Raw genomic sequence first — 26,272 nt, 5'->3', positions numbered from 1 at the left:
CGACCCCATCGAGCTGCGATGGCATCGGGGTCAGCCCGAACCCCGCGTCCGAACGGAACTTGATCCATCGTCTCGGCGATTGTCTCACGTTTGCGAAAGCCGTTCTACCGTCTCCGCCGATCTTCACAGGAAGCTGGCTGATAGCCTCACGTCAGATAGCCGATGGCTTCGGCGAGCAGCCGTTCTGGCGGGTGCGCCGACGTATCCAGCGTAAGCCTCGCATCGGTCCAGGCTTCGTATTCCGCGCGCCGTTTCTCTACCCTTTCCCAGGTGACTTCGGCCATGCCCTCGATGCCGCGGATTCGCGCTTCGATCCGCCGGCGATGCGCCGCCTGGTCGACGCAGACGCATTCGATGATCTTCAAATCCGCGCGATATTTCGTGCCGAGATTGCGCCACGCCGCGCGCGGCGCCTCGACCGGATTGACCGCGTCGATCACGACGGATTGTCCAAGCCGCAGATGCTCCTCGGCCAAGGCCTGCGCGACCACGTAGGCCGCGATTCCCGTATGATCCCGGGACAGGCCGCCGCGCCACATCGCGGCCTCGATCGGATCGACCGAAAACAACGGCAGGGAGAAATGCCGCGAAAGCCGTTCCGCCAGCGTGCTCTTCCCGGAACCGGGAAGGCCGGCCAAAATAATGAGCCTCTGCGATGTCATCGGGCGCTCATATTCTTGCGGCAGGTTTGCCGGTTACCGGGCGGTTTCTCCCGGCGCCTGCGCCCTGATGGCGAGCGCATGGACGGATCCCCTGAGTTCCGCCTCAAGCGTCGCATTTACCATGCGATGGCGTTCGATCCGGCTCTTCCCTTCGAAGGCCGGAGACACGATATACACTCTGAAGTGCGTCTCGCCGCCCGGCCTGTGGCCGGCATGGCCCTCATGCAGATGAGATTCGTCGGCGACGTCGAGGCTTTCCGGCAAGAAAGCTTCACGCAACTTGTTTATGATAATATCCCTGGTGCTCATGATGGCGGCAGATAATTCCCTGTCTGCTTTTCGTCAATGTTGTACCCGAACAGAGGTATTCGCAATGTCAAGACTTGAAGCCTTTCGCATTGCGTAGTCAAAGTCAGCTATGCCGATTGATTCATCCAAGTTCTTCGATTCCATTCGCATCAAGCCCAACAAGGTCAGCGCGAAGGCGCAGGCGCGTGCGAATGAAGAATCCGCCATGTGCGAATGGGCTGGCTGCCAGAACAAGGGGCCGCATCGCGCGCCCAAGGGCCGCGAGAATTCCCGCGAGTATTTTCACTTCTGTCTCAACCACGTCCGCGAGTACAACCAGAATTACAATTTCTTCCAGGGCATGAATGCCGATGCCGTCGCGCGCTACCAGAAGGACGCGCTGACCGGCCATCGTCCGACCTGGAAGATGGGCGCCAACACCGGCGGCAAGAAGGGCAAGGCGCCCGGCGCCGAGGACTTTGACGGCGCCGCCGATCCCTTCAGCATGTTCTCCGAGCTCAACGGCCGCGGCCGCTGGCGGCCCGGACCGGGCGCGGAGGCCAAGGCCGAAACGCGCAAGGTGATGAACGCCGAGCGCAAGGCGCTGCAGGTGATGGGGCTTTCTGCCGAAGCAACGCTCGATGACGTCAAGGCCAAGTACAAGGCGCTGGTCAAGCAGCACCATCCCGACGCCAATGGCGGCGACCGCTCCACCGAGGACCGCCTGATCGAGATCATCAAGGCGTATAATTATCTGAAGACGGTGGTGCGCGCTTAGCGAGCACAGGTCCGTAGCCCGGATGGAGCGAAGCGCAATCCGGGGGTCTTCCTGTGCCGCTCTATCGATCCCGGACTACGCTGCGCTCCATCCGGGCTACGTTCACGCCTCATCCCGGCATGGGCCCGATATACGCCGAACTCGGCCGAATCAGCCGACCGCCGCGCTGCTGCTCGCGGGCATGCGCCGTCCAGCCCGCCGCACGCGCCACCGCAAAGATCGGCGTAAACGCCTGCCGCGGGATTTTCAGCGCGTCGAGCAGGATCGCGGTGAAGAACTCCACATTGGTGTCGAGCGGCCGGTCCGGATTCTTGATCCGCAATGCACTGCGGATATAGGCCTCGACCTCGCCGGCAAACGGCAGATCGGTGCCGTCCCCGGCGAGCCGCTCGATCGCGCCCTTCAGCACGCCGGCGCGCGGATCGCGGACGCGATAGACGCGGTGGCCGAATCCCATCAGCCGTTCGCCACGGGCCAGCGCGCTGTCGACCCACGGCTTGATCCGCTCGGTCGAGCCGATCGCATCGAGCATTTCCAGCACCGGCTCGGGTGCGCCGCCATGCAGCGGACCTGTCAGCGCGCAATAGCCGGCGGTCACAGCGGCGAACAAATCCGCCTGCGTTGAGGCCACCACGCGCGTCGTGAAGGTCGACGCGTTCATGCCGTGGTCGCAGACCGTGACGAAATAGGCGTCGAGCGCAGCAGCTTCCCGCGCGTCGGGCTTGCGGCCCAGCATCATCGACAGCGTGTCGGCGGCATGGCTCGCGGTTGGATCGGGCGCGACGGGATCGTTGCCCTTCACCCGCTGCACCAGTGCGCCGGCAATCACCGGAAACGCGCCGACGATCGTGGCTTCGTGCTGCAAGCCCGCCTCGGCGCGCAGCCCCGCGATCGCCGCGCGAAAACCGTCGATGATCGAAAGGCCGCGTGTAATGCCGAGCAGATCGGGCAACCGGGCGAAGGCGCGTTCACGCCCCGCGCCGAGCGCCGCGCGCACCGCGGCTTCGCCGATCGGCTGGCCGGTGCCGCCGCTCCACAACCGGGCGGTCACGCCCTCAAAACCGGTCTTGCGGGCGAGGTCGCCGACCCGCTCGCCGGCAATGATCAGTTCCCCGCGCTCGCCATCGACATGGCTGAGCACGGTTTCGGCGGCCGGAATGCCGTCGAGGCCGATCGGGGTCTTTGAAATCTGCATGTTCATGGTGGCTCTCCTTTGCCTGCTGCCAAAGGTCGGGCCTCTCGACAGATTGATCAATCTTGATTATGTAAATCAATATGAAAAAATCCGCCGGCCTTTACCTCTCGGCCCGCGAGGCCTCCGCCGAACTCGCGATCTCGCAGGCCACCCTTTATGCCTATGTCAGCCGTGGCCTGATCCGCTCGGAGCCGTCGGAGGACTCGCGCAGTCATCGCTACCGGGCCGAAGACGTCCGCACGCTGAAGGAGCGGCGCACGCCATCGCCGGAGCCGCGCGGCCTGCGCAGCTTCGACGCCGATCTGCCGGTGATGGATTCGACGGTCGGAACCATTACCGAGGAGGGCGCGATCTATCGCGGCGTCAACTGCATCGATCTCGCCGAGCGCGACACGCTCGAGCATGCCGCAACGCTGCTCTGGGACGTGACCGGCGTCGATCCCTTCGAGCAGGACAATTGCCCGATCGTGTCCGACGAGATGCGCGCCGTCGCCGAGGCCACACGCAAAGCCAATGCGATCGACCGCGCCATCGCCGTGCTGGCGCTGTCAGCCGCCGCGGACCCGCGCGCCTTCACCCGGGCGCCCGACGGGCGTGCGATGGTCGGCGGCCGCATCGTGCGGCTGGTGGTTGCGACCATGCTGAACGCAAAATCATCGGCAAAACCGCTGCATGCGCAGATTGCCCGCGCCTGGGCATCTGACAACAAGCACGCGCCGGATCTGATCCGCCGCGCGCTGGTATTGCTGGCCGACCATGAACTGAACGCGTCGACCTTCACCGTGCGTTGCGCGGCGTCGACCGGCTTGAACCTGTACGATGCTGTTATCGCCGGCCTCGTCGCGCTGAAGGGTCCGAAGCACGGCGGCGCGGGCGTGCTGGCGGCGCAGCTTCTGAAGACGCTTGCCAATGGCGAGGTCGCCCCCGTCATCCGCGAGCGTGTCGCGCTCGGCGAGCGTTTCGCGGGCTTTGGCCATGGGGTCTACAAGCACGGCGATCCCCGTGCACGCGCGCTCTTGGAAGCGCTGGCGCGCTCGGGCGCCGACCGCAAGCTCACCCACGAAATTCCTGACAGCATTGCCGAAGCTACCGGCGAGTTCGTCAATATCGACTATGCCCTTGCGGTGCTGGTGCATACGCTCGGCCTGCCACCGGGCCATGAACTGGTGCTGTTTTCGATGGCGCGCACGGTGGGGTGGATCGCCCATGCTTGCGAGCAATTGCAGCACGGCCGGTTGATCCGGCCTCGTGCGCGTTATGTCGGTCCGGCGCCCGGTCGCAGCCCCGTCCGGGCCTGATCCGAAGGGGTCTTTCCGTTCCGGCGGCGGCGCAGCGTCCAGACGCCGAGCGCGATGATCGCTGCTGCGAACACGCCCAAAATCCAGAGATGTTTGCCGACGTGTTCGTGATGCGGCAGGCCGGCATAGTGGTGCAGCGCCGAGACCGCAAACACGCCCGGCAGTATGTGCGCCAAAGCCCACGCAAGGACCGCGGCAATGTTGACGCTGTAGAATCTCGCCGGCGACATCCCGAGCGCACCGGCGGTGACCGGCACGAAGGCGCGGATCGGCGGCACAAAGCGCGCGAACAGCACGGCGAGCGTTCCCCAGCGCTGGAAGAATGTCTCGCTCTGGGCCATCACGGCGGGGTATTTCGACATCGGCCAGGCGCTCAGGATTTCGCGTTGCGAGCGATGGCCGGCCCAGAACGCCGAACCGTCGCCGAGCGCGGCGCCCACGATCGCGGCCGCCAGCACGCCCCATAATTTCAGTTCGCCGCCGGGCACCAGCGCGCTCAGGGCCAGGATGATCGTTGAGCCCGGCACCAGCGCTCCCACTACCGGGATCGCCTCCAGCAGGGCCGCGAGAAATAGCGTCAGATAGGCCAGCCACGGATGGGCCGAAACGAATGCGATCACGGGATCGAGGAATGAAGTCACAACCTTGCCGTCCGGGTGAGTGGGCCGTCTGCGCTCAGAGCTACCAAGCCCGGACGGGGCCTGAAAGTGCCGCCGCGCTCCGGTTTGGGCCTGGCAGGGGCACAAACCGGCAAAAGTTCGGCGTGATTCGCAGGGCAGCCCTCCAAAAAGTCGATAAACGGCCTATCTCAATGATAAGGCGCCGGAACTTTGATTGCGGCGCGGGCTTCTGCCGGCCCCTGCTCTCTGCTAGGTTGGTAACAGCCCCCATCCGCAGCCATTTAACAGATCTGGTTTCGGGAACGCCCGGGACCTCGGAGGATTGATGACGACCGCCGCCATGAGCAAAGTTTCGGAGCCCGCCGGTATGCCCGACATGAAGGTGTCGGTCCGGCAGGTCTTCGGTATCGACAGCGACCTCGAAGTGCCGGCCTATTCCGAAGTCGACCCGCATGTGCCGGAAGTCGATTCGGATTACCGCTTCGACCGCGCCACTACGCTCGCGATTCTCGCCGGTTTCGCCAAGAACCGCCGCGTCATGGTCACCGGCTATCACGGCACCGGCAAGTCGACCCACATCGAGCAGGTCGCGGCGCGCCTGAACTGGCCGTGCGTGCGCGTCAACCTCGACAGCCACATCAGCCGTATCGACCTCGTCGGCAAGGACTCGATCGTCATCAAGGACGGCAAGCAGGTCACCGAATTCCGCGACGGCATCCTGCCCTGGGCGCTGCAGCACAACATCGCGCTGGTGTTCGACGAATACGACGCCGGCCGCCCCGACGTGATGTTCGTGATCCAGCGCGTGCTGGAAGTCTCCGGCCGCCTGACGCTCTTGGACCAGAACAAGGTGATCAAGCCGCACCCGGCGTTCCGCCTGTTCTCGACCGCCAACACGGTCGGTCTCGGCGATACCTCGGGCCTCTATCACGGCACCCAGCAGATCAACCAGGGCCAGATGGACCGCTGGTCGATCGTCACGACGCTGAACTATCTGGCGCATGATGAGGAAGTCGAAATCGTGCTTTCCAAGGCGCATCACTACCGTACGCAGGAAGGCCGCGACATCGTCAACAAGATGGTGCGGCTCGCCGACCTCACGCGCAACGCGTTCGCCAACGGCGACCTGTCGACGGTGATGAGCCCGCGTACCGTGATCACCTGGGCCGAGAACTCCGAAATCTTCGGCGATATCGGCTTTGCGTTCCGCGTCACCTTCCTCAACAAGTGCGACGAGCTGGAGCGGCCGCTGGTGGCCGAGTTCTATCAGCGCTGCTTCAACGCGGAGCTGCCGGAGTCGGCGGTCAACGTGGCGCTCAGCTAGCCCATGGCGAAAATTTCCGTCGAGCGCACCATTGGAAAGACCAAGAAGGCGGTGCTCGGCGGACTTCTCGGCTTCAACGCCGAGAAGATGGGGAAGCAGAAATACAAACGCCTCGCCATCTCGCTGCGTGAAGAGGACAAGATCGTCGGCGGGATTGTCGGCGAAGTCTGGACCACCGTGCTGTTCATTCAGCTGTTCTGGATGGAGCAGAAGCTTCGCGGCAAGGACTATGGAACGAGGCTGATAAAGGCGATTGAGGACGAAGCGAGAAAGTTTGGGGCCACGCGGTCCTATCTGGACACGATGAGTTTTCAGGCGCCGGGTTTCTACCGCGCTTGCGGCTATGAGGAATTCGGTTCGATCGAAGGTTATCCCGGCGGCGTCACGCGGCACTGGTTTACGAAAGCGCTATGAGCACATCCAATTCCAAATTCCGTACCGGATCCAAGGAAGCGCCGACCGAGCCGTTCAAGCGGGCGGTGACTTCATGCCTGAAGGCGATTGCCAAAGCTCCGGAACTGGACGTGACATTCGCGGCCGAACGTCCCGGCCTCGCGCCGGGCAAGGCGCGGTTGCCGGAGCCCGCCCGCAAGATGACCAAGCGGGATGCCGCGATCGTGCGCGGCCACGCCGATTCGATCGCGCTGAAACTCGCCTGTCACGATCCCAAGGTTCATCGCAAGCTGATGCCGGGAAATCCGCAGGCTCGCGGCGTGTTCGAGGCGGTGGAGCAGGCCCGCGTCGAGGCCATCGGCTCGCGCCGGATGTCAGGTGTTGCGAAAAATCTCACCGCGATGCTCGACGATCATTTCCATCGCGGCAAGTATGACGAGATCACCGACCGCGCCGATGCGCCGCTGTCGGATGCGCTGGCGATGCTGGTGCGCGAGCGCCTGACCGGCCTTGCACCGCCGACGGCTGCGAAAAAAATGGTCGATCTCTGGCGGCCGGTGCTGGAAGACAAGATCGGCGCCCGGCTCGACAAGCTCAGCCGCGTCACCGAGGACCAGGCCAAGTTCGGCGATCTCGTGCATGACCTGCTGTCGGCGCTCGACCTTGGCGACGACCGCGACGCGGACGCCGATGACGACGAGAACGACGACGAGAACCAGGACGGCGAGAACGATCAGTCCGGCGCAGAGGGCTCGCCCGACAGCGATGCCGCGCAGGAAATGAGCGCCGATCAGGCGCAGGCTTCCACCGACGAAATGTCGGAGAGCGCGATGGAGAGCGCACAGGCCTCGACGTCGGATACGTTCGACGACGGCGAACTCGGCGACGACGAGACGCCGGGCGAGGCGACGCGGCCGAACACGCGCGGCGCCAACGAACCGCGCGGGCCGGAATATCACGCCTTTGCGCCGAAGTTCGACGAGGTGATCGCCGCCGAAGATCTCTGCGATCATGACGAGCTGGAGCGGCTGCGGTCCTATCTCGACAAGCAGCTCGCACATCTGCAGGGCATCGTGGCGCGGCTCGCCAACCGCCTGCAGCGCCGCCTGATGGCACAGCAGAACCGCGCCTGGGAGTTCGATCTCGAGGAAGGCATCCTCGATCCGGCGCGGCTGTCGCGCGTGGTCACCGATCCCTATCATCCGCTGTCCTTCATGCATGAGAAGGAGGCGACCTTCCGCGACACGGTCGTGACGCTGCTGCTCGACAATTCCGGTTCGATGCGCGGCCGCCCGATCACGGTGGCGGCGACCTGTGCCGATATTCTCGCGCGCACGCTGGAGCGTTGCGGCGTCAAGGTCGAGATTCTGGGCTTCACCACCCGCGCCTGGAAGGGCGGGCAGTCGCGCGAGGCGTGGCTCGCCGCCGGCAAGCCGGCCAATCCCGGCCGGCTGAATGACCTGCGCCACATCATCTACAAGTCTGCGGATGCGCCCTGGCGGCGCTCACGCAAAAATCTCGGCCTGATGATGCGCGAGGGCCTCCTGAAGGAGAACATCGACGGCGAGGCGCTGGATTGGGCGCACAAGCGCCTGCTCGGCCGGCCCGAACAGCGAAAGATCCTGATGATGATTTCGGACGGCGCGCCGGTGGATGACTCCACGCTGTCGGTCAATCCCGGCAACTACCTCGAGCGGCACCTGCGCCACATCATCGAGGAGATCGAGACCCGTTCGCCGGTCGAACTGATCGCGATCGGCATTGGTCACGACGTCACGCGCTACTATCGCCGCGCGGTCACCATCGTCGATGCTGAGGAGCTCGGCGGCGCCATCACCGAAAAACTCGCCGAACTGTTCAGCGAGACCCACGGCGCCGCGCCCGTCTCGGGCCACCACCGGCCGCGCCGCCTGCATTCGTGAGCGCATGCCCCCGCCGATCGGCCGTCGCCGCCTTTTAACGTATGCCGCGGCGGGGCTATCGGTGGCGGCCATGCCCGGGGCGACGCTGGCGCAAACGGCCGTTCAGCGGCCGCCGAAACAGGCGCCCGACGAGTTCACCGTCAGCGCCCCGGTTTCGATCGACGTCAACGCCCGTCCGCTACCCTCGTTCGATACCCGCGACCGGTCGCGGGTGCGGTTCGGCGAACTCGAATATCGCAGCGGCCTCATTCTCACCTCGCGCTTTCGCGGCTTCGGCGGATTGTCGGGGCTGAGGCTGGACGCCAAGGGCGAGCGCTTCATCGCCATCAGCGACAAGGGCGGCTGGTTCACCGGCCGCATCGTCTACAAGGGCCGCGAGATGACCGGGCTCGACGATGTCGAGGCTTCGCCGATACTTGGCCCCGACGGCAAGCCGATCACCTCGCGCGGCTGGTTCGATACCGAGGCGCTCGCGCTCGACGGCTCGCTGGTCTATGTCGGCCTCGAGCGCGTCAACCAGATACTGCGCTTTGACTTCGCCAAGGGATTCACGCGTGCCCATGGCGAATTGATCCAGTTGCCGGTGGGCTTGCGCAAGCTGCCCTACAACAAGGGCATCGAGGCGCTGGTGATGGTGCCGAAGGGCTTGGCCCTGGCGGGAACGCTGATCGCGATCTCCGAACGCGGGCTCGACGCGCAGGGCAACATCACAGCCTTCCTGATCGGCGGTAAATCGCTGGGGCTGTTCAGCATCCGCCGCACCGACAATTTCGATATCAGCGACGCGGTGCTGCTGCCCTCCGGCAGCATGTTGCTGCTTGAACGCAAATTCTCGTGGCTCGGCGGGGTCGGCATCCGCATCCGCCGCGTCGCGCTCGCCTCGATCGCCCCTGGCGCGGTGATCGACGGCCCGTCGATCTTCGAGGCCGATCTCGGCAACGAGATCGATAACATGGAAGGCATCGACGCCCATGTCGCGCCGGGGGGCGAAACGGTGCTGACGCTCGTCTCCGACGACAATTTCTCGATGATCCAGCGCAATCTGCTGCTGCAATTCACGCTGGTGGAGTAGCGCCCTTGACGAATCGCGGAACGGTTCTTGCAGCGCTCCGGCCCGTAAACCGGAGTTTTCGATGTACAAGTCCATTCGCGCCCTTTGTGTCCTGTCCTCTCTTTTTATTGTCCAGTCAGCGCATGCGGAAGGCTGGCCGTCGCGGCTGATCAAGGCGACGATTCCGTTCGGCCCGGGCAGCGCCACCGACGTGGTACCGCGGCTGGTGTTCGAACGTCTCTCGGCCGAGCTCGGCCAGCCCATCGTGGTGGAAAACCGGGCAGGGGCCGGCGGCACGCTCGGCACGGGTCTGGTCGCGAAAGCCGAACCCGACGGCTACAGCATTCTGGCCCATTCCTCGGCGCTCGCCATCGCGCCGGCGATATTCCCCAACCTGACCTTCGATGCGACAAAGGACCTCTCCTCGGTGCTGATGATCGGCTCGAGCGCCAGCGTCATGATCGTGCCGAACGAGCGTCCGTGGAAATCGATCCAGGACTTCATCGCGGAGGCCAAGGCCAAGCCGGGATCGATTTCTTTCGGCTCGGTCGGTGTCGGCAGTGCGGTGCATATCGCCGCGGAAAAGTTTCGGCTCGCCGCCGGCATCGAGGCGACCCACGTGCCCTATCGCGGCGGTCCGGAAGTGATCGCCGACATCATGGGAGGACGGATCGATCTCTACTTCTGCCCGCTGGCGACCGCCTTGCCACTGATCCGGCAGGGGCAGGTGAAGGCGCTGCTGGTTTCGACACCCAGGCGCGCCGCCGATTTGCCTGATGTGCCGACGGCTGGGGAGGTCGGCTTAAAGGCTGCAGAAAGCGTGAGCTGGTTCGGCGTGTTCGTGCCGTCTAAGACGCCGCGCGACATCGTGGAAAGGTTTCATGCGGTGGGAGTGAAGGTACTGAGCGATCCCTCCGTGCAGGCAAGCCTGACCAAGCTCGGGGTCGAGCCGATGCCGATGAAGCCGGCCGAGATCGACGAACTCGTCAAGCGCGAGACGGCGGCCAATCTGGAGCTGATCAAGGCGGCGGGGATCAAACAATAGGGGGGAGGGTTGCAATCCCGGCGGGTTGAGGCGAGGGAAGCGGCTCGCTAGCATTGCGGCCCGCTTTCCTTGCCTCCGGATCCCCTTGTCATGAGCGCTTTGTTTACCCCGATCAAGCTGCGCGGCCTCAACCTTGCCAACCGCATCATGGTGGCACCGATGTGCCAGTACTCGTCCATCGATGGCGAGGCCAATGACTGGCACTTCACCCACATCAATTCGCTGGCGCTGTCGGGCGCCGCGATCTTCTGCATCGAGGCGACGGCGGTGGAGGCGTCCGGCCGCATCACGCCGGGTTGCCTCGGCCTCTACAACGACGCCACCGAAGCCGCCTTGAGGCCGATCCTCGCTTCCGTGCGCAAGCGCTCGAAGGCGGCGGTGATGATGCAACTCGCCCATGCCGGCCGCAAGGCGTCGAGCCACACGCCGTGGGATGGCGGGCAACTGATCCCCGTTAGCGAAGGCGGCTGGCGGGCGGAGGGGCCGTCGGCGATCCCGCACAAGCAAGGCGAGACGCCGCCGGTTGCGTTCGATGCGGCCGGGCTTGCCCGCGTGCGCGAGGCGTTCGTAGCGGCTGCGAAGCGCGCCGAGCGGCTCGGCATCGACGCGATCGAGGTGCATTCGGCGCACGGCTATCTCTTGCATCAATTCCTGTCGCCGATCGCCAACCAGCGCACCGATCAATATGGCGGGTCTTTGCAGAACCGCATGCGCTTTCCGCTCGAAGTATTCGACGCGGTTCGCGGGGCGTTTCCGCATGACAAGCCGGTGGGATTGCGCGTCTCCTGCACCGATTGGGTCGAGGGCGGCTGGGATCTGGCGCAGACCATCGAATTCGCGCAGGAACTGAAGAAGCACGGCGTCGACTGGATCGACGCGTCCTCGGGCGGCGTGTCGCCCTTGCAGAAGATTCCGCTCGGCCCCGGCTACCAGGTGCCGTTCGCGCAGGCGATCCGCGAGGCCACCGGCCTGACCACCATCGCCGTCGGTCTGATCACGGAGCCGAAGCAGGCCGAGGAGATCGTGGCTTCGGGCAAAGCCGACATGGTCGCACTCGCCCGCGCCATGCTCTACGACCCGCGCTGGGGCTGGCACGCGGCGGCCGAACTCGGCGGCGAGGTGTTCGCCCCGCCGCAATACTGGCGCTCGCAGCCTTCGACGCAGAAGGCGCTGTTCGGCGCCACGACATTCGGGACGAGGTAGTGCGTTTCNTGGGAGAAGGTGGATCGCTGACGCGCAGCGGCAGCGAGACGGATGAGGGGTGTCTATCCGCGGAGACAGACCCCTCATCCGCCTCCGCTTCGCTACGGCACCTTCTCCCACAAGGGGGAAGGGAAGGGAGCGCTCTGCTCTTTCCCCGTCATTGCGAGCGCAGCGAAGCAATCCATTCTTTCTTTGTGCGGTGAGATGGATTGCTTCGCCGCGCTCGCAATGACGATCTCGAAACCTGACCTCTGCCCATCCGTTTCGTCATAACTCGGCCGCACGCCAGGCGTGCTATGCTCTCGCTTGCGCGCGACAGACGCGCTTTCAATAACAACATACAGCGAGGATGCCCCATGGAAATCGGATATTTCTCGATGCCGTCCCATCCGCCGGAGTGCGGATTGAAAGAGGGTCACGACTGGGACCTGCAGACGCTGCGCTGGCTTGATGAACTCGGCTACCAGGAAGCCTGGATCGGCGAGCACCACACCGCGCCGTGGGAGCCGCATCCGTCGCCCGATCTCATTCTCGCGCAGGCGTTCTTGCAGACGAAAAATATCCGCCTCGGGCCCGGCGGCTTCCTGCTGCCCTATCATCACCCGGCGGAACTGGCGAACCGCGTCGCGATGCTCGACCATCTCTCGGGCGGTCGGCTGAACTTTGGCGTCGCGGCTAGCGGCCTGCCGAGCGACTGGGCGATGTTCAATGTCGACGGGATGTCCGGCCAGAACCGCGACATGACGCGGGAGGCGCTGGAGATCATTTTGAAGATGTGGACCGAGGACGCGCCCTGGAACTACACCGGAAAATTCTGGACCGTGAACAAGCCGGACACGATGTTCGACTTTCTCAAGCCCCACCTCAAGCCGCTGCAGGCGCCGCATCCGCCGATCGGCGTCGCCGGCCTTTCCAAGGGCTCGGATACGCTCAAGCTCGCGGGCGAGCGCGGCTACATTCCGATGAGCCTCAATCTCAATCCGGCCTATGTCGGCAGCCACTGGGAATCGGTCGAGATTGGCGCGGCGAAAACCGGACGCAAGCCGAAGCGCAGCGACTGGCGGCTGGTGCGCGAGGTCTTCATCGCCGACACCGACGAGGAGGCGTGGCGGCTGTCCGTCGGCGACATGATGGGCCGAATGATGAGCGAATATTTTCTGCCGCTGCTCGGCCATTTCGGCTTCAAGGACTACCTGAAGGCCTCGCCCGATATCGCCGACTCTGACGTCACCGCCGAATATTGCGCCCGCAACAACTGGATCGTCGGTTCGCCGGCGACCGTCACCGAGAAGATCGAAAAAATCTATCACGAGGTCGGCGGCTTCGGCACGCTGCTGGTGTTCGGCTTCGACTACAAGCACAAGCCGGAGGCGTGGTACAATTCGCTGGCCCTGTTGCGGCACGAAGTGATGCCGCGGCTGAAGCATCTCGACGCGGGTCTCACGAAAGCGGCGTGAGTGCATTCTCCTTCTCCCATCGAAGTCGGATGTATCCGACTTCGACCATAATTGATGCTCAACTCGGGTAAACCCGAGTTGAGATGGGAGAAGGTGGCATAGGCGGCTGTCGGCCGCCGTACTTTGAAGAGGACGCCGATGCTTTGCATCGGCTATGGACGCGGNGGCAGCGAGACGGATGAGGGGTTCTTTCCGCGGAGACAGACCCCTCATCCGGCGCTTCGCACCACCTTCTCCCACAAGGGGAGAAGGGAAGGGGGCGCCCTCACTTCGTCTTCGCGGCATCCGCGGCGCGGACCTGCCAGAATTTCAGCAGCCGCCGCGCGTTCTCGACCGTCAGCTTGGCGTATTGCTCTTTCGCCTTCGCCAATTCATGGCGGCCCATGCTGCCGGCGGCGAAGCGGCTGTCGAGGATGGCGGCCACCGTTTCCCAGTTCAATCCGGCGACGCGGCAGGGGATCAGCACGCCGTCGTCGCGCAGGCTCTGCATGACAGGGCGGATCACCTCGATGCTCGAGGCGGAGAGTTCGGCGAGTGCTGCGACCGTCTCGGCATATTTGCGCTCCTTCGCAAACGCCAATAGCTCCGGCTCGTTGAGCTTGCCGTGTTTCGCCAGCGCCGCGACGAAGCGGCGTGCGGCGGAAAAATCGCGGGTGCGCGACATCTCGCGGCTCGCGCCGACGGAGGCGGCCGCGATTGCGCTCCTGATTTCCTCGAACAGATGCGGCGGCGCGCGCGACAACAGCCGCGTGCGCACGGCCTCGGTGGCGCTCTGCAGCAATTGCCGCCGCTGCTCGGCCGGCAGGTCGACGCGAATGCCGGTTTCGACCGCGAGATCCGGATCGCTCTCCGCCTGCTTCAGCACGATGGCATAGCCGGACGCCGACATCCGCGCGCCGGGATTGCTCACCAGCCGCCGGCTGACGGAGGGATAATGCCGCTTCAAGAGCACATCGGTGACGATCTCGGTCAGCCACCAGCGCCCGGAGATCGCGAGCAGATGCTGCTCGCTCTTGGTCTCGGCGAGTTCGATCAGGTCCTCGGGCGTCAGCCGCGCCGATTCGGTCAGCACGGGCCGCGCGATCGTAATCTCGTCGTTGTTCGCGAGCCGGCGGATCACCGCCTTCGGCGCCTGCTTGATGGAAGCGAGCTGCGTGCTCATTTCGGCGAGCGCAATGCGCGCGGAGACATCGGCCAGCGCGCGCAGCTCGATGGTGCGGATCAGCCGTTCGAGCACGTCGCCGAACAGCTCGATCTGTTCGCCGGAATAGCCGTCGGCGGAGAGAAACAGGTCGGTCACCTGCCTCAGCGCATCCAGATGTTTTTCCGCCGAACCGGCCTGGATGGCCGCCTCGACTTCCTCAGTGATCGATCGTGTCAGCATCGCTCGTCCTGAGCGTTTCAAGCCGGTTCTGGCCCCAGATAGGTGAGAATAGGGGGCAGTGTTGAACGATCCGTAAACCATTTGGGTCGCCCGGCGGCGGGAATGCGGCCAGAGGACTGCGGGGTGGTCGGCCAGTGGCCGAGTGGGGAAGGGAGTGAACCGACCACCCGTGCGGCGATGGGGCGCGTAGGATGGGTGGAGCGGAGCGATACCCATCACGGTGTTCGTGGAGACGAGCGACGGGTTTCGCTTCGCTCTAGCCATCCAACGGACTGTCATACCCCGCGCATGCGGGGTATCCAGTACGCTGCGGCTTATCGGTTCGATCATCGGCGTCTCTGGAATACTGGATCACCCGCATGCGCGGGTGACGACGTCGGAATATGCGGCCGCGTTCTCGCGGCGCGGTTCGCCCGAGTCTTTCAATGTCGTTCACGCCCCCTCAAAATCGAGAGGGCGCAGGGAATGCCGGGTGGCGGCTGCCACCCGCGGTCTCGTGTGCAATAAGCGCGAGAAAGATGCGCACACGAGCATACAGGTGAAGCCGGGGCACGCCGGCATTCCCTGCGCAGTGGTCTTACGGCTTATGCCGTGCTCTCCCTGGAGACGAATTCCTTTTGCCTCCATCGCCGGCGGATTGAAGGTTTTGAAAACCCGGTCGGGTTTTTGCAAATCCTCCGCCGGCTTAACGCCAGCCACGGGCGCCAGGACCACACGGTTTTGCCGTACGCGATTGCGTCGCTCGTCCTGCGCGGATTGATTGCTCACGGCCAAAGGGCCGCCCTGCAATGTCTCGCGCGCGCGTGCGCAATCTNGCGTCCACCGCTCCCCNGCACTCCACGTATCGTGACGACGCGTACGCCCCTCTTCGATGAGGCGGGATACGCGCAAAGGAGGGTGATTTGCGTTGAAAAGGAAGCGATTTATTTTCGCCGGGCGATCTGGACGACCCAAATCACGTTGAGTCCGCTGGCGAAATTAGATTATTGCCGCAACGGCTTTTTCCTTCTCCCACAAGGGGAGAAGGGAGGGGGGAACGTCGCTATCCACTTTAGTGAACTGACCATGGCCAGGCGAATAACGGTTGCGGCTTCCTGGCTTGCGACCGCTGCGCGGTTGGCGCCGGCCTCTGCGCCTGGCCGACAGTGGCCGGCTGCCGCGGGCGCGGCAGCGGTATGTCGGGCATCACCTTTGGCGCTTCGGGGCTCACCATTGCCAGTGGTTCGGGCACCGCCTTTGGCTCTGCCTCGGGCATCGCCTTTGGTTCTGAAGCGTTGGCGATGACGCGGGCGAGTTGTTCCTGACTTGCGTTGAGCTGCTCGGTGAATGTCTGGCTTTCGCGCACCATCTGGGTCTGGTCGGCCTTGATCTGGTCGATGATGCCGCTGTTGCGTGCCGCTTCCTCTCGGCTTGCCTTGAGTTGGCTCACCAGGGTTTCATTGTCGCGGATCAATTGCTCTTGCCTCGCCCTGAGCTGTTCGACCGTTTGGCTCAAGGCAGCGAGATCCTGCACCATCGGTTGGAGGAGCTGCTGCGACAGCTCGGAACGCAGGGCAACGGCAGTCGGCGCGATGGGGGCCGGCGCGACGGGGGCCGACGCGTCGCGTGTCAGAGGTGCCGGGTCTGAGGTAGCCATCATTGCCGTATCGACAGGGGATGACCACCACCAGGCAGCCACGCCAATGCATGCTGCCAGCAGACAGCCGACGAAAGCCACGTAGTGCCAATCCGCCTGAAGCATTGCCCGGGAGGTGGGAGACCTCTTCGTGCTGGCCGGCGGGGCCGAAGCATTAACTCCGTCGCGTGCCAGGTTCGAAAGTTGCTCCTCCAGGCTCGCGATCGGCCCTTCCGCTGGTCTGTCGTTCAACATGGATTTCATGGTGATGCTCCATATCAAAATGCATTGGCATTCGCATGAGAGCGATCCGCGCATCTGCGCCAGGGCGAGCTGATACTCAGGGAATGCGTTGGTTCGCCTGCGAGGCTTCCCACGGATCGGGATGCAGAATCGTTTTTATTACCAGCTGTTCTGTACTGGTGTTTCTAACTAAGCCGAGGAGGCGAAACTATGTTCGCGGCCGGGGAAACTGCGGCAGGAGCGCTGACTCTTCGGCGGAGCGCTGATCGTCAGCGGCACGACAGGCCGGCGTCTATCTCCGTCCAGAAGCCGCAATGCGTCGCAGGATTGGCGTGAGCGCCGTGATGGGTCGCGTGAAGGAGCAAGACAAGCGCGATCGCCGCGAGTGCGGCAGAGGTGAAGAGCATACGTGACATGTGTTGATGCGTAGTTCCCGGCAAGTGGACGCGCAAGCATGCGCTCGCTTTCCCCCACGGCGGTGGTGCTAACCCATCTCCACGCGAGAGGATAGGGGGCGACGGCGGTTCCTCATGCGCTTAATGCGCAACAGATCGCAGGGCGGGCGCTCTTCCTTCTCCCCTTGTGGGAGAAGGTGGCATAGGCGGCCTTTGGCCGCCGTCTCTTAGAACGCCGATGCTTCGCATCGGCTATGGCGCCGGATGAGGGGTTCTTTCCGCGGAGACAGACCCCTCATCCGTCTCGCTGTCGCTTCGCGCCAGCGATCCACCTTCTCCCACAAGGGGAGAAGGGAAGAGGGCGCCGCTCGTTCGTTCGTCACGGCGAGGGGCCGTAGGTAGGCAAAGCGTGCCCACCATTCGTGACGCGGGTGCCGATGGTTGGTGGGCACGCTGACGCTTTGCCCACCCTACGAAACTTCGCGCTCACTCCGCCCCAACGTCCTCCGCGCTCGCATGCGCCGGCGGCACGGGCATCGGGAATTTTTCGTACTGCCGCGGCAGGTTCACCGGGCGGTAGCTCGGCAGCGCGTCCATGCGCTGCAGCGCCGACTCGTGGATCACGGCGCCGTCGGGGATGAAGCGCGGCTCGCCGTCCGGAATGTAATACCCAAAGTGCGTCTTTCGCGCCGGCCATTCCTTGTAGGTCGCGCTCTTCGGCAGATATTCGAGCAGCCACCACGCGCCCTTCAGCGAAATGTGCAGGTCGCCGCGGATATCAGGCACGACATAGGAGAACGGGCTGCTCTTGCGCTGGACGCCCCAGGCGAGCTGGTTCACCGTGGCCTGGTTGACCTGCAGCCCGCATCTGGTCGCCTCGTCGATCATCCAGAGCAGCGGATATTTCGAAAGCCCGCTTTGCTTTTCCGGATAGCCGCCGCCGATATCGGCATGCACGCCGGCGAACCACACCTGCAGGATATCCTGCGGCTCGGCATGCGCGTCGTTGAAGCGGTTGTGCTTGTAGGTCTGCGGGTCGTCCCACTTTTTCAGGCGGAACATGCAGCGCCGCTCGTCGATCGAGATCGCCTGCCGGAAGGTCTGCACGCTCGGGTTCACAAGCGTGAACGCGAGCTCCTCCAGGCTCGGCCAATAGAAGCGATCGGCCCGCGGCACGATCACGCTCGCCACCGTATCCCAGACGCCGACGAAGCGGATGGTGGGCCAGCGCGTCGAGGTGATGCGCGCGAACTGCGCGGCGTTGTCGAAGGCGTTCGGCGGCAGCGCGTCTTCGCCTGCGGCGACATCGACGGCCGACTTGAACTTCGCCCGCAGCTTCGGCGCCTCGTCGGAGGAGAACTGCTTGTAGGCGATCAGCCCCGAACCTGCGAGATTGACCTGCTCCGGCGAGATCAGGCCGATCTTGTGAATGAGCCCCGCCAGCACCCGCACGGTATAGGCGCCGCGGGAAAAGCCGAACAGGTAGATCGCATCGCCCGCCTGGTAATGGTGGACCAGGAAGGAATAGGCCGCGAGCACGTTGTCATCGAGCCCATAGCCGGTGGCGAGCCCCAGGATGGCGTTGAAATCCTGCTTCAGCTTGTGCCACGGGTCCGGCCGCGCCAGCGTGCCGACCCCCGGATCGTAATAGACGAGCTGCCGCGGCTGCGTCTTCTCCGTCTTGCGCAGGCAGCGATAGAGCTTCAGCACATTGGAGATGTTCTCGGAGATCTCGTTGCCGGTGCCGTCGCAGCAGATGATGACGTTGCGCATGGGGGACTCGCGGGGGCAGGAATGATGCTACCGGAGCGAGTATAGCGGAATTTTGGAGATTTTAGGCAGTTCTGGCAGTCCCTAGGGGAGACGAAGGGCAGCCGCATAAACCCTGAAATATCAAGCACGTCCTAGCGTGGTTGCTTCGATATTGCCACCCGCAATCTTTCGAGATTTCGCAACCACAGTATTCATTCCGTGAAGGTGAAAATCATTGCATGGGGGTCTCTCGTTTGGTCACCCGGTGATCTTGCGACCAAAATCTTTTCACCCGATGGCCCTGAACTCCCAATTGAGTTCTCCCGCGTGTCCAGAGACAGCTTTGGCGCCGATTTGCTCCAATTCTTCCCGCAGCGCTTTGGCTGCTGCTTCCAACTTCTCCTGTCGGTCTGGCCCGTCTGCAGCCAACGCTTCTCCCAAGCCTTCAATGACCGTCCCCTTAGCGGTTCTTGTCTACGTGATCAATCGCTGCACCAGCGCCGACTCACTTGAGTAGGTCAAAAGCGCCTCGTGGGTCGCCCGGGTAACCCCAACATACGTCAGTCGAACGCATTCCTCGACTGCCTCGCCGTGGCGGCCGAGCAAGCCCAACCCTGCAATAGCGACGCACGGAAACTCGAGCCCCTTCGCGGTGTGCATGCTCAAGAACCGCACGGCTACCCGCTTCGTCGAAACTCTGTTTCTGTTGTTCTTGGCCATATCGATCGGCACTTCATGCTTGGCGAGTACCTGAGCGACCCGCTCCCCAATCCAGTGCTCCGGATAAAGGCAGGCCATTTGCGGCCACTCGTAACCCGCCTTTTTCCGTCCAAGAAACCACTCGGCGATGCAGTGAGCTTCTGCGTCGATGCTCACACACTGCCGCACTTCTGGCACCAGTCCCTGCCGACCCGCATCTTCGGGCAATAGGATGGCGTGCTCATCATCGGCTATCGTGCCCGGAGCGCCGATCACGTCCGAAGCGAAGCGCCTCGCGAAGGCGACGATTTGGGCGGTGTTGCGATAGTTGACTTTTAGTACGGTCGTTCTGCCCTGCGCTTCAATGCCGAGCTGCCTCCACACTGGGCGCTCACGCCCCTTGTAGATGGCCTGTATATCGTCGTAGACGACCATCAGCGCCTTCGTGCGCGGGTTTACCATCTTGGCCGCAAGCGCGAGCCATTGCGGCTCGAAGTCGTGTGCCTCGTCGATTAGGACAGCGTCGTACTGTTCCGTTGGGATATGCCCCTGATCTACAGCCTTCACGACCTCTGAAACGCTCGCAGCCAGTCGTTTTTCGTAGTCCGGATATTCTCGCTCGGATGGGGCGGGAATCCCATAAGTCCGCAGCATCCAGTAACACCATGAATGAAAGGTGCGGACCTGAACACGGTCCTCCACGCCGCGATTCTGCATGGTATCCTCAAGTCGCCCAGCGATGCCGTTGGCGTAGCACAGGATGAGCACCGGCTTGGTAGCCGCACGCGCCAGATATTCGGCTCGAAAGGCAAGGATCAGTGTCTTACCCGATCCAGCGACGCCGCGAATAATTCGATGCCCCTCTCCCAAGCTGCGCGCAATCTGTTCCTGATGCATGTCCATCACGGCAAGCGTCCGGTCTGACGGATCGGGCACCATCGGTTCGTCCAGAGGCAGGGCAATTTGTCGTATGCGGATCTCTGGAAATAGCAGCGCACGCAGCCGGTCGAACTGCGGCATCGACAGAGGCTCTCCGAGACGCGGATAAACCATGCGCCACAATCTGGACCGGAATTCTTCAGGGTCCGCGCCATCCGACATCTCATCCTTGAATACACATAGATGCTCGGCGAGCACCTCCTTGAGATTGGTCTGATCGAACTGCTTGCGCGTGATATTGGTGAATACGGCCCCGAAGCCGAACGGAAGAATGGGGCGGCCCTTGAAGCGATGACCGGCCGGAAACAGCAATTGCCCATCCCGCTCGAGCGTGCGCACGACGTCGAACGTATACTTGCGAGCCTGCTCCAGAGGACTGCTCTCCCGCACGATGCCATGACTCGTCAGCAGTTCGATTTTTGTTTTGTCGGCCGAGACGATTGACTCCAAGCGCCAGTCCTTCACCTCAAGCACGAGTAGGCCGTTCGCTGGGTGAACAATGATAAAGTCTGGATGCCGACTGCGAGGACCTACCGGGAGATTGTGCCAAACGACAGCGTTCTCTTCGAGGAAGTCCTTGAGGCGCTCAGCGAGCCGCAGCTCGCCGCGGGTGTCGAAGCGCGCGAAGCCCAGGCTAGGGATCAGGATTGCCATGTAACGGCCGAGAGGTTGACAGCCAGCTCAGAGCTTAACGCGACCTCAACAGGCTTTGGACCATTGCTCACTGGCCTGCCCCTTCGCAAATCAAGCGTTCTCCCGCAGTCAGTGAGAGCAGAACTGATCTCGCTTGTAAATTGCACCTTGGAGCGCAGCTACGCCTACCGACCCTCCCTCATCCTCTCGCGGCTGCCAACGCTCGCGACAGCCATGCGAAATGGAATCGCTGGGATTCTAAACTGGGCGTTGTATATATCCTAAATGGTCATTTGCTGTTCATTAAGAATCGATCTTAAGTTGAGTCAGCCCGGCCCTGCAAAACCAAAAACGGCCGGGTCTTCCGACCCGGCCGCTCCGAACTTCGATCCGCCGATTTCGCTTTGGGCTCAGCTCGCCTTCTTCACAGGCGCGGGCTTGCCGACCTTCTTCTCGATCGCGCGCTTCAGGTCGAGGGCACGGGGGGAGAGGACGTCGGCCTTGGCCTTGAGGAGGTAGGCATCGAGGCCACCATTGTGGTCGACGCTCTTGAGCGCGTTGGTCGAGACGCGCAGGCGCACGTTGCGGCCGAGCGCGTCCGAGATGAAGGTGACGTTGGTCAGGTTCGGCAGGAAGCGCCGCTTGGTCTTGATGTTCGAGTGGCTCACCTTGTGGCCCACCTGGGGGCCCTTGGCCGTCAGTTCACAGCGCCGGGACATCTTGCAAATCCTCTTCCATCCCCGCCTATAGCCAAGCCGCATCTCGCGGGCGCCGCGGGGGTCCAAAATCGCGTCCATTTCCAGGAACCGCGGACGTATAGGGGGAGACGGCTGCGGGGTCAAGGTTCTTTGGCCCGCCGCGCGGGGCCGAATGGGGCCTAATATTAGGAAGTTCCAGCGGTTTAAGCCTTCCTTATAAAGGGCGCAATCCGCGCCGACATCATGGGTTTCGCGATTTAGACCCCTCGGCCGCAGGTAGCGGCGCCAGTACCGGGTCAGTGAAGCGTGTTTTCGCGTCAACACGCGTTGTTTGCGGGATTTTTCTGCCTAAATGAACAATGACTCGCGCCGATCCCGGGACCTGCAGGAATTGACCAGCCGCAAAACCCCTTCACCCCTCGCCCGGCTCGCGCTCGGCCTCGGCGCCGCCGCGTGCCTCTGGCTCGCGCCGCAGGGGGCTTTGGCGCAGGGACGGCTGGATGCGCAATATGAGGCGACGCTGGCGGGGATTCCCGTCGGCAAGGGCACCTGGACCATCGAAATCGGCGACGACATGTTTGCCGCCACCGCCCAGGGCGGCACTGCGGGGCTTTTGAAGGCGTTTTCCGGCGGCAGCGGCTCCGGCGCCAGCGTCGGCCGCATCGTCAACGGCGTGCTGGCCCCCAACGCCTATACCGCGACCACCACCACGCAGAAGAAATCCGAGACCATCCGGATGTCGCTGGTGAACGGCGGTGTGAAGGAGTTTTCGATCGACCCGGCGCCGCCGGTCGATGCCGAGCGGATTCCCGTCACCGACGCCCATCGCAAGGGCGTGCTCGATCCCATGACCGGGTCGATCCTGCGCGTGCCGGGCAATGCCGAGGTGCTGAGCCCGGATTCCTGCCGCACCGGCGCGGGCATCTTCGACGGGCGGATGCGCTACGATCTCAAGCTCGACTACAAGCGCATGGAAACGGTGAGGGCCGAACGCGGCTACCACGGGCCGGCGCTGGTCTGCGCCATCTATTTCACCCCGGTCGCGGGCTACATCCCCGATCGCCCCGTCATCAAATACCTCGCCACCGAACGCCGGATCGAGGTCACCCTGGTGCCGATCGCGGGAACCCGGGTTCTGGTTCCCTTCCGCATGACCATCCCGACGCCGCTGGGCCTTGCGATGCTGGAGGCGACGTCGTTCGTGACGACGGCAACGCCGCCAAGGGTAGCGAAGACGAATTGAGCGATTCTTCCCTTCTCCCCTTGTGGGAGAAGGTGGCGCGCAGCGCCGGATGAGGGGTTCTCTCGGCGTGCACAGTTCGCNACCCGTCGCCGAACTTCGTTCGGCGCCACCCTCTCCCACAAGGGGAGAGGGGAGGAGAGATCCCGCCAGGGGCGAGCGCAGCTCGGTCGCGGCGAAGTCGATGCAACCGGCATGAATCATGTTGACTCTTACCCACTTCTGATTCGACTCACGCCTTTAAGAATTTGGTCTCGAAACCGTCGCTTGTGGAGCCCGCGTAAACTTGATCTAGTGCCGCCCCGGGCGTGTCAGCGCGAGATGTTGCGGTGAACGTATCGGGTCTCGGGAGGAGTCAGCGATTCGGACGCGATTCGTTCCAGACTCGTTCCAGAGCTTAAGCCGCGACCGCATCGCCGTCGCAAAGTGAAACAGAATCGGCGCAATTGACGCCGCGCGACCAGAAAGGTTTCGCTCCTCGCAAGGAAGTAACCCCTCATGGTGAGGAGGCGCGTAAGCGCCGTCTCCGGACGATGCTAATACATCGCCGGGCGAACCACGAGGCCCCGCTGGTGCCATTCATCCTTCGAGACGCCGCTAACGCGGCTCCGCAGGATGAGGTCTGGCACTTGCGATTTGAGCGACGGCATTCAAGAAGAAACACCTGCAGCTAATGGCCTTCTCTCCTTCCTCGTTCGCAACCGAACGCGCGCCCGGCGCGGGCGTCACTGCCGTGCTCGGGCCGACCAACACCGGCAAGACGCATCTCGCCATCGAGCGGATGCTGGCGCATTCGTCCGGCGTGATCGGCCTGCCGCTGCGCCTGCTCGCGCGCGAGGTCTACAACAAGATCGCCGATCGCGCCGGCGTTGAAAGCGTCGCGCTCGTTACCGGCGAGGAGAAGATCAAGCCGAAGAATCCGCGCTACTGGGTCTCGACGGTAGAAGCGATGCCCAGGGATCTCGACGTGTCGTTTCTCGCCGTCGATGAAATCCAGATCGCCGCCGATCTCGAGCGCGGCCATGTATTCACCGACCGCATCCTGCATCGCCGCGGCCGCGACGAGACGCTGCTCTTGGGTGCTGCGACGATGCGACCCATCATCGAGCGGCTGTTGCCGGGCGCGTCCATCATCACGCGTCCACGGCTGTCGCAGCTTGAATTCGCCGGCGACCGCAAGATCACGCGCCAGCCGCGACGTACTGCAATCGTCGCGTTCTCGGCCGATGAAGTCTATGCGATCGCGGAATTGATCCGCCGTCAGCATGGCGGCGCGGCTGTTGTATTGGGCTCGCTCTCGCCCCGCACACGCAACGCGCAGGTCGCGATGTTCCAGAACGGCGACGTCGATTATCTCGTCGCGACTGACGCTGTCGGCATGGGGTTGAACCTCGACGTCGATCACGTCGCGTTTGCCTCCGACCGCAAATACGACGGCTACCAGTTCCGCAGGCTGACGCCGGCCGAGTTCGCGCAGATCGCGGGCCGCGCCGGGCGCGCCACCCGCAACGGCACCTTTGGCACCACGGGGCGCTGCGCGCCGTTCGAGCCGGAGCTCGTAAACGCGCTGCAGAACCACACCTTCGATAGCGTCAAAATGCTGCAGTGGCGCAATTCGAAACTGGATTTCTCCTCGCTCGGTGCGCTGCAGGTCTCACTCGCCCTGCCGCCGGGGCATGAGGTGTTGACCCGCGCGCCGATTGCCGAGGACCAGCGCGTGCTCGATCACGCCGCCCGCGACGGCGAGGTGAGGGACATGGCCCACGGCGCAGGCGCCGTGGAACGGCTGTGGGACGCCTGCGCGATCCCGGATTACCGCAAAATCGCGCCGGCTGCCCACGCCGAGCTCGTGACTACGCTTTATGCATTCCTGATGAAAAAGGGCCGGATCCCTGACGCATGGTTCGCCGCCCAGGTCGACCAGGCCGACCGCGTCACCGGCGATATCGACACGCTCTCGGGCCGGATTGCGCAAATCCGCACCTGGACCTTCGTCGCCAACCGGCCGGACTGGCTGTATGACCCCGATCACTGGCAGGGGATCACCCGTGAGGTGGAAAATAAATTATCCGATGCGCTGCATGAACGCTTAACAGAGCGTTTCGTTGACCGGCGGACCAGTGTATTGATGCGCCGCCTGCGGGAGAACTCAGTTTTGAATACGGAAATTGGCAAGACCGGCGAAGTGATTGTGGAAGGCCACGCGATTGGCCGGCTCGATGGATTTACCTTTGCACCCGATGCGGCGGAAGCCGGCTCGGACGCGAAAGCGTTGCAGGCTGCGGCGCAACAGGTGCTGGCCAGCGAGATCGACGCGCGCGCCGGAAAACTTTCCGCCGCGCCCGACGATCAGTTCGTGCTGACCTCCGACGGCACCATCCGCTGGACCGGCGACGCGGTGGCAAAACTCGTTGCCGCCGACGATGCGCTGCATCCGCGCATCCGCATCATCTCCGACGAGCGCCTGTCCGGCGCGCCGCGCGAGGCCGTGCAGACGCGGCTCGATCTGTGGCTGAAGACGCATATCGAAAAGCTCTTGGGGCCGCTGTTCGGCCTGTCGAAGGCTGAGGACATCGCCGGCATCGGCCGCGGCATCGCGTTCCAGCTCGTCGAGGCGCTCGGCGTTTTGGAACGTTCGAAGATCTCTTCCGAGATGAAGGATCTCGACCAGGCTTCGCGCGCCACCTTGCGTAAATACGGCGTGCGCTTCGGCGCCTATCACATCTATTTCCCCGCGCTCTTGAAGCCCGCCGCGCGCGCGCTGGCGTCGCTGCTGTGGGCTGAGAAGCAGGACAATGTCGACATGTCCGCGCTCTCTGGCGCGCAGCATCTGGCGAGCTCGGGCCGCACCTCGTTCCCGGTCGACAAGGCGTTGCCGCGCGATGCCTATCGCGTGCTCGGCTATCGCCAGTGCGGCGAGCGCGCGGTGCGCGTCGACATTCTCGAACGCCTCGCCGATCTCATTCGTCCCGCGCTGGCGTGGCGCGAGACGTCGCCCGGCGAGAAGCCGGCCGGCGCGTTCGACGGCCGCGGCTTTGTCGTGACGCAGGCGATGACCTCGCTCACGGGATCGGCGGGTGAAGATTTCGCCTCGATCCTGCGCGCGCTCGGCTACCGCATGGATAAGCGCCCGCCGCTACCGCCGAAGCCCGCGCCGGAAGTCGTCGTCGAGACGGTTGCCGCCGAGACGCCGCCGGTGGAGGCGAGCGTTGAAGTGACGGCAGAGACGCCCGCGGAAGAAGTCGCAGCCGAAGTGGCTGTCATCAGCGAGCCGGTGACGAGCGAGCCGGTGTCGTCGGCCTCGCTGCTACCCGACGTCACGCCGTTCGCCGCGCAAGAGCCCGCGCCCGCCGAGGTCACGCCGGCGGAAGCCGCGATCCTGGATGCGCCGCCGGAACAGGAGACGGCCGAAGTCACCAGCGCCGCGGAAGCCGTCGC

19 protein-coding genes and 1 pseudogene are annotated in these 26,272 nt (G+C 63.8%); 11 read left to right on the top strand and 9 right to left on the bottom strand.

Annotated elements, in window-relative coordinates; all coding sequences use genetic code 11:
- Nucleotides 1–146: 146 nt before the first annotated feature.
- Nucleotides 147–662 carry a P-loop nucleotide/nucleoside kinase family protein gene (locus CQ14_RS25365; protein ID WP_057860578.1) on the bottom strand — a complete coding sequence of 172 codons (516 nt, stop codon included), beginning with the start codon at nt 660–662 and terminating at the stop codon, nt 147–149.
- 33 nt (nt 663–695) lie between these two features.
- Nucleotides 696–971, bottom strand: coding sequence for a BolA family protein (locus CQ14_RS25360; protein WP_057860577.1), 276 nt, complete (start codon nt 969–971; stop codon nt 696–698).
- A gap of 109 nt (nt 972–1,080) precedes the next feature.
- Between CQ14_RS25360 and CQ14_RS25355 the strand changes: the two genes are divergently transcribed.
- On the top strand, nt 1,081–1,728 hold the full coding sequence (locus tag CQ14_RS25355) for a J domain-containing protein (RefSeq protein WP_057860576.1): 648 nt from the start codon (nt 1,081–1,083) through the stop codon (nt 1,726–1,728).
- Between the two features lie 109 nt (nt 1,729–1,837).
- On the opposite strand, the gene CQ14_RS25350 is transcribed toward CQ14_RS25355, so the two are convergent.
- Nucleotides 1,838–2,929, bottom strand: a complete 1,092-nt coding sequence (locus CQ14_RS25350; RefSeq protein ID WP_057860575.1) for a citrate synthase/methylcitrate synthase — start codon at nt 2,927–2,929, stop codon at nt 1,838–1,840.
- A gap of 74 nt (nt 2,930–3,003) precedes the next feature.
- Between CQ14_RS25350 and CQ14_RS25345 the strand changes: the two genes are divergently transcribed.
- Nucleotides 3,004–4,221 (top strand): citrate synthase family protein, encoded by a 1,218-nt coding sequence (locus CQ14_RS25345; RefSeq protein WP_057860574.1) that lies wholly within the window; start codon nt 3,004–3,006, stop codon nt 4,219–4,221.
- Here CQ14_RS25345 and CQ14_RS25340 read toward each other — a convergent pair.
- Nucleotides 4,179–4,862 (bottom strand): DedA family protein, encoded by a 684-nt coding sequence (locus CQ14_RS25340; protein WP_057860573.1) that lies wholly within the window; start codon nt 4,860–4,862, stop codon nt 4,179–4,181. The genes CQ14_RS25345 and CQ14_RS25340 overlap by 43 nt on opposite strands.
- Nucleotides 4,863–5,166: 304 nt before the next feature.
- Between CQ14_RS25340 and cobS the strand changes: the two genes are divergently transcribed.
- The 7 genes from cobS (at nt 5,167) to CQ14_RS25305 (ending at nt 13,236) form a co-directional block, all read left to right on the top strand.
- Nucleotides 5,167–6,165, top strand: a complete 999-nt coding sequence (gene cobS / locus CQ14_RS25335) for a cobaltochelatase subunit CobS (RefSeq protein WP_057860572.1) — start codon at nt 5,167–5,169, stop codon at nt 6,163–6,165.
- 3 nt (nt 6,166–6,168) lie between these two features.
- A complete protein-coding gene (locus CQ14_RS25330; RefSeq protein ID WP_057860571.1) occupies nt 6,169–6,579 on the top strand; it encodes a GNAT family N-acetyltransferase in 411 nt (136 codons plus the stop codon).
- On the top strand, nt 6,576–8,480 hold the full coding sequence (gene cobT / locus CQ14_RS25325) for a cobaltochelatase subunit CobT (RefSeq protein WP_057860570.1): 1,905 nt from the start codon (nt 6,576–6,578) through the stop codon (nt 8,478–8,480). Before CQ14_RS25330 ends, cobT begins: the two co-directional genes overlap by 4 nt.
- A 70-nt stretch (nt 8,481–8,550) precedes the next feature.
- Complete coding sequence (locus CQ14_RS25320; protein ID WP_245320493.1) at nt 8,551–9,552, top strand: esterase-like activity of phytase family protein; 1,002 nt, start codon at nt 8,551–8,553, stop codon at nt 9,550–9,552.
- Nucleotides 9,553–9,613: 61 nt separating this feature from the next.
- The gene (locus CQ14_RS25315) at nt 9,614–10,576 is read left to right on the top strand and encodes a Bug family tripartite tricarboxylate transporter substrate binding protein (protein WP_057860568.1); all 963 of its coding nucleotides are present in this window, start codon (nt 9,614–9,616) and stop codon (nt 10,574–10,576) included.
- Nucleotides 10,577–10,666: 90 nt separating this feature from the next.
- Complete coding sequence (locus tag CQ14_RS25310) at nt 10,667–11,779, top strand: NADH:flavin oxidoreductase/NADH oxidase (RefSeq protein ID WP_057860567.1); 1,113 nt, start codon at nt 10,667–10,669, stop codon at nt 11,777–11,779.
- A 356-nt stretch (nt 11,780–12,135) separates the two neighbouring features.
- Nucleotides 12,136–13,236, top strand: coding sequence for an LLM class flavin-dependent oxidoreductase (locus CQ14_RS25305; RefSeq protein WP_057860566.1), 1,101 nt, complete (start codon nt 12,136–12,138; stop codon nt 13,234–13,236).
- 265 nt (nt 13,237–13,501) lie between these two features.
- Here the strand turns inward: CQ14_RS25305 and CQ14_RS25300 are convergent, their stop codons facing one another.
- From CQ14_RS25300 to rpmB, 5 genes are all read right to left on the bottom strand, one after another.
- Nucleotides 13,502–14,620, bottom strand: coding sequence for a DUF2336 domain-containing protein (locus CQ14_RS25300; RefSeq protein ID WP_057860565.1), 1,119 nt, complete (start codon nt 14,618–14,620; stop codon nt 13,502–13,504).
- 1,051 nt (nt 14,621–15,671) lie between these two features.
- Nucleotides 15,672–16,499 carry a hypothetical protein gene (locus tag CQ14_RS25290; protein WP_057860563.1) on the bottom strand — a complete coding sequence of 276 codons (828 nt, stop codon included), beginning with the start codon at nt 16,497–16,499 and terminating at the stop codon, nt 15,672–15,674.
- An 860-nt stretch (nt 16,500–17,359) separates the two neighbouring features.
- Entirely contained in the window at nt 17,360–18,646 is a 1,287-nt protein-coding gene (locus CQ14_RS25285) for a T6SS phospholipase effector Tle1-like catalytic domain-containing protein (protein WP_057860562.1), read from the bottom strand.
- A 453-nt stretch (nt 18,647–19,099) separates the two neighbouring features.
- Nucleotides 19,100–20,917, bottom strand: coding sequence for a UvrD-helicase domain-containing protein (locus CQ14_RS25280; protein WP_057860561.1), 1,818 nt, complete (start codon nt 20,915–20,917; stop codon nt 19,100–19,102).
- Nucleotides 20,918–21,306: 389 nt separating this feature from the next.
- Nucleotides 21,307–21,615 carry a 50S ribosomal protein L28 gene (gene rpmB, locus CQ14_RS25275; protein WP_057860560.1) on the bottom strand — a complete coding sequence of 103 codons (309 nt, stop codon included), beginning with the start codon at nt 21,613–21,615 and terminating at the stop codon, nt 21,307–21,309.
- 331 nt (nt 21,616–21,946) lie between these two features.
- Here rpmB and CQ14_RS25270 point away from each other — a divergent pair, with 331 nt between their 5' ends.
- Complete coding sequence (locus CQ14_RS25270; RefSeq protein WP_082650028.1) at nt 21,947–22,837, top strand: DUF3108 domain-containing protein; 891 nt, start codon at nt 21,947–21,949, stop codon at nt 22,835–22,837.
- A gap of 670 nt (nt 22,838–23,507) precedes the next feature.
- Nucleotides 23,508–26,272: pseudogene (locus CQ14_RS25265) on the top strand (helicase-related protein); the annotation flags it as partial.

Origin of the sequence: Bradyrhizobium lablabi (genome assembly GCF_001440475.1) — a bacterium.
GTDB lineage: Bacteria > Pseudomonadota > Alphaproteobacteria > Rhizobiales > Xanthobacteraceae > Bradyrhizobium > Bradyrhizobium lablabi.
Note: the sequence above shows the minus strand (reverse complement) of the source record. Positions and strands in the feature narration are given on the sequence as shown.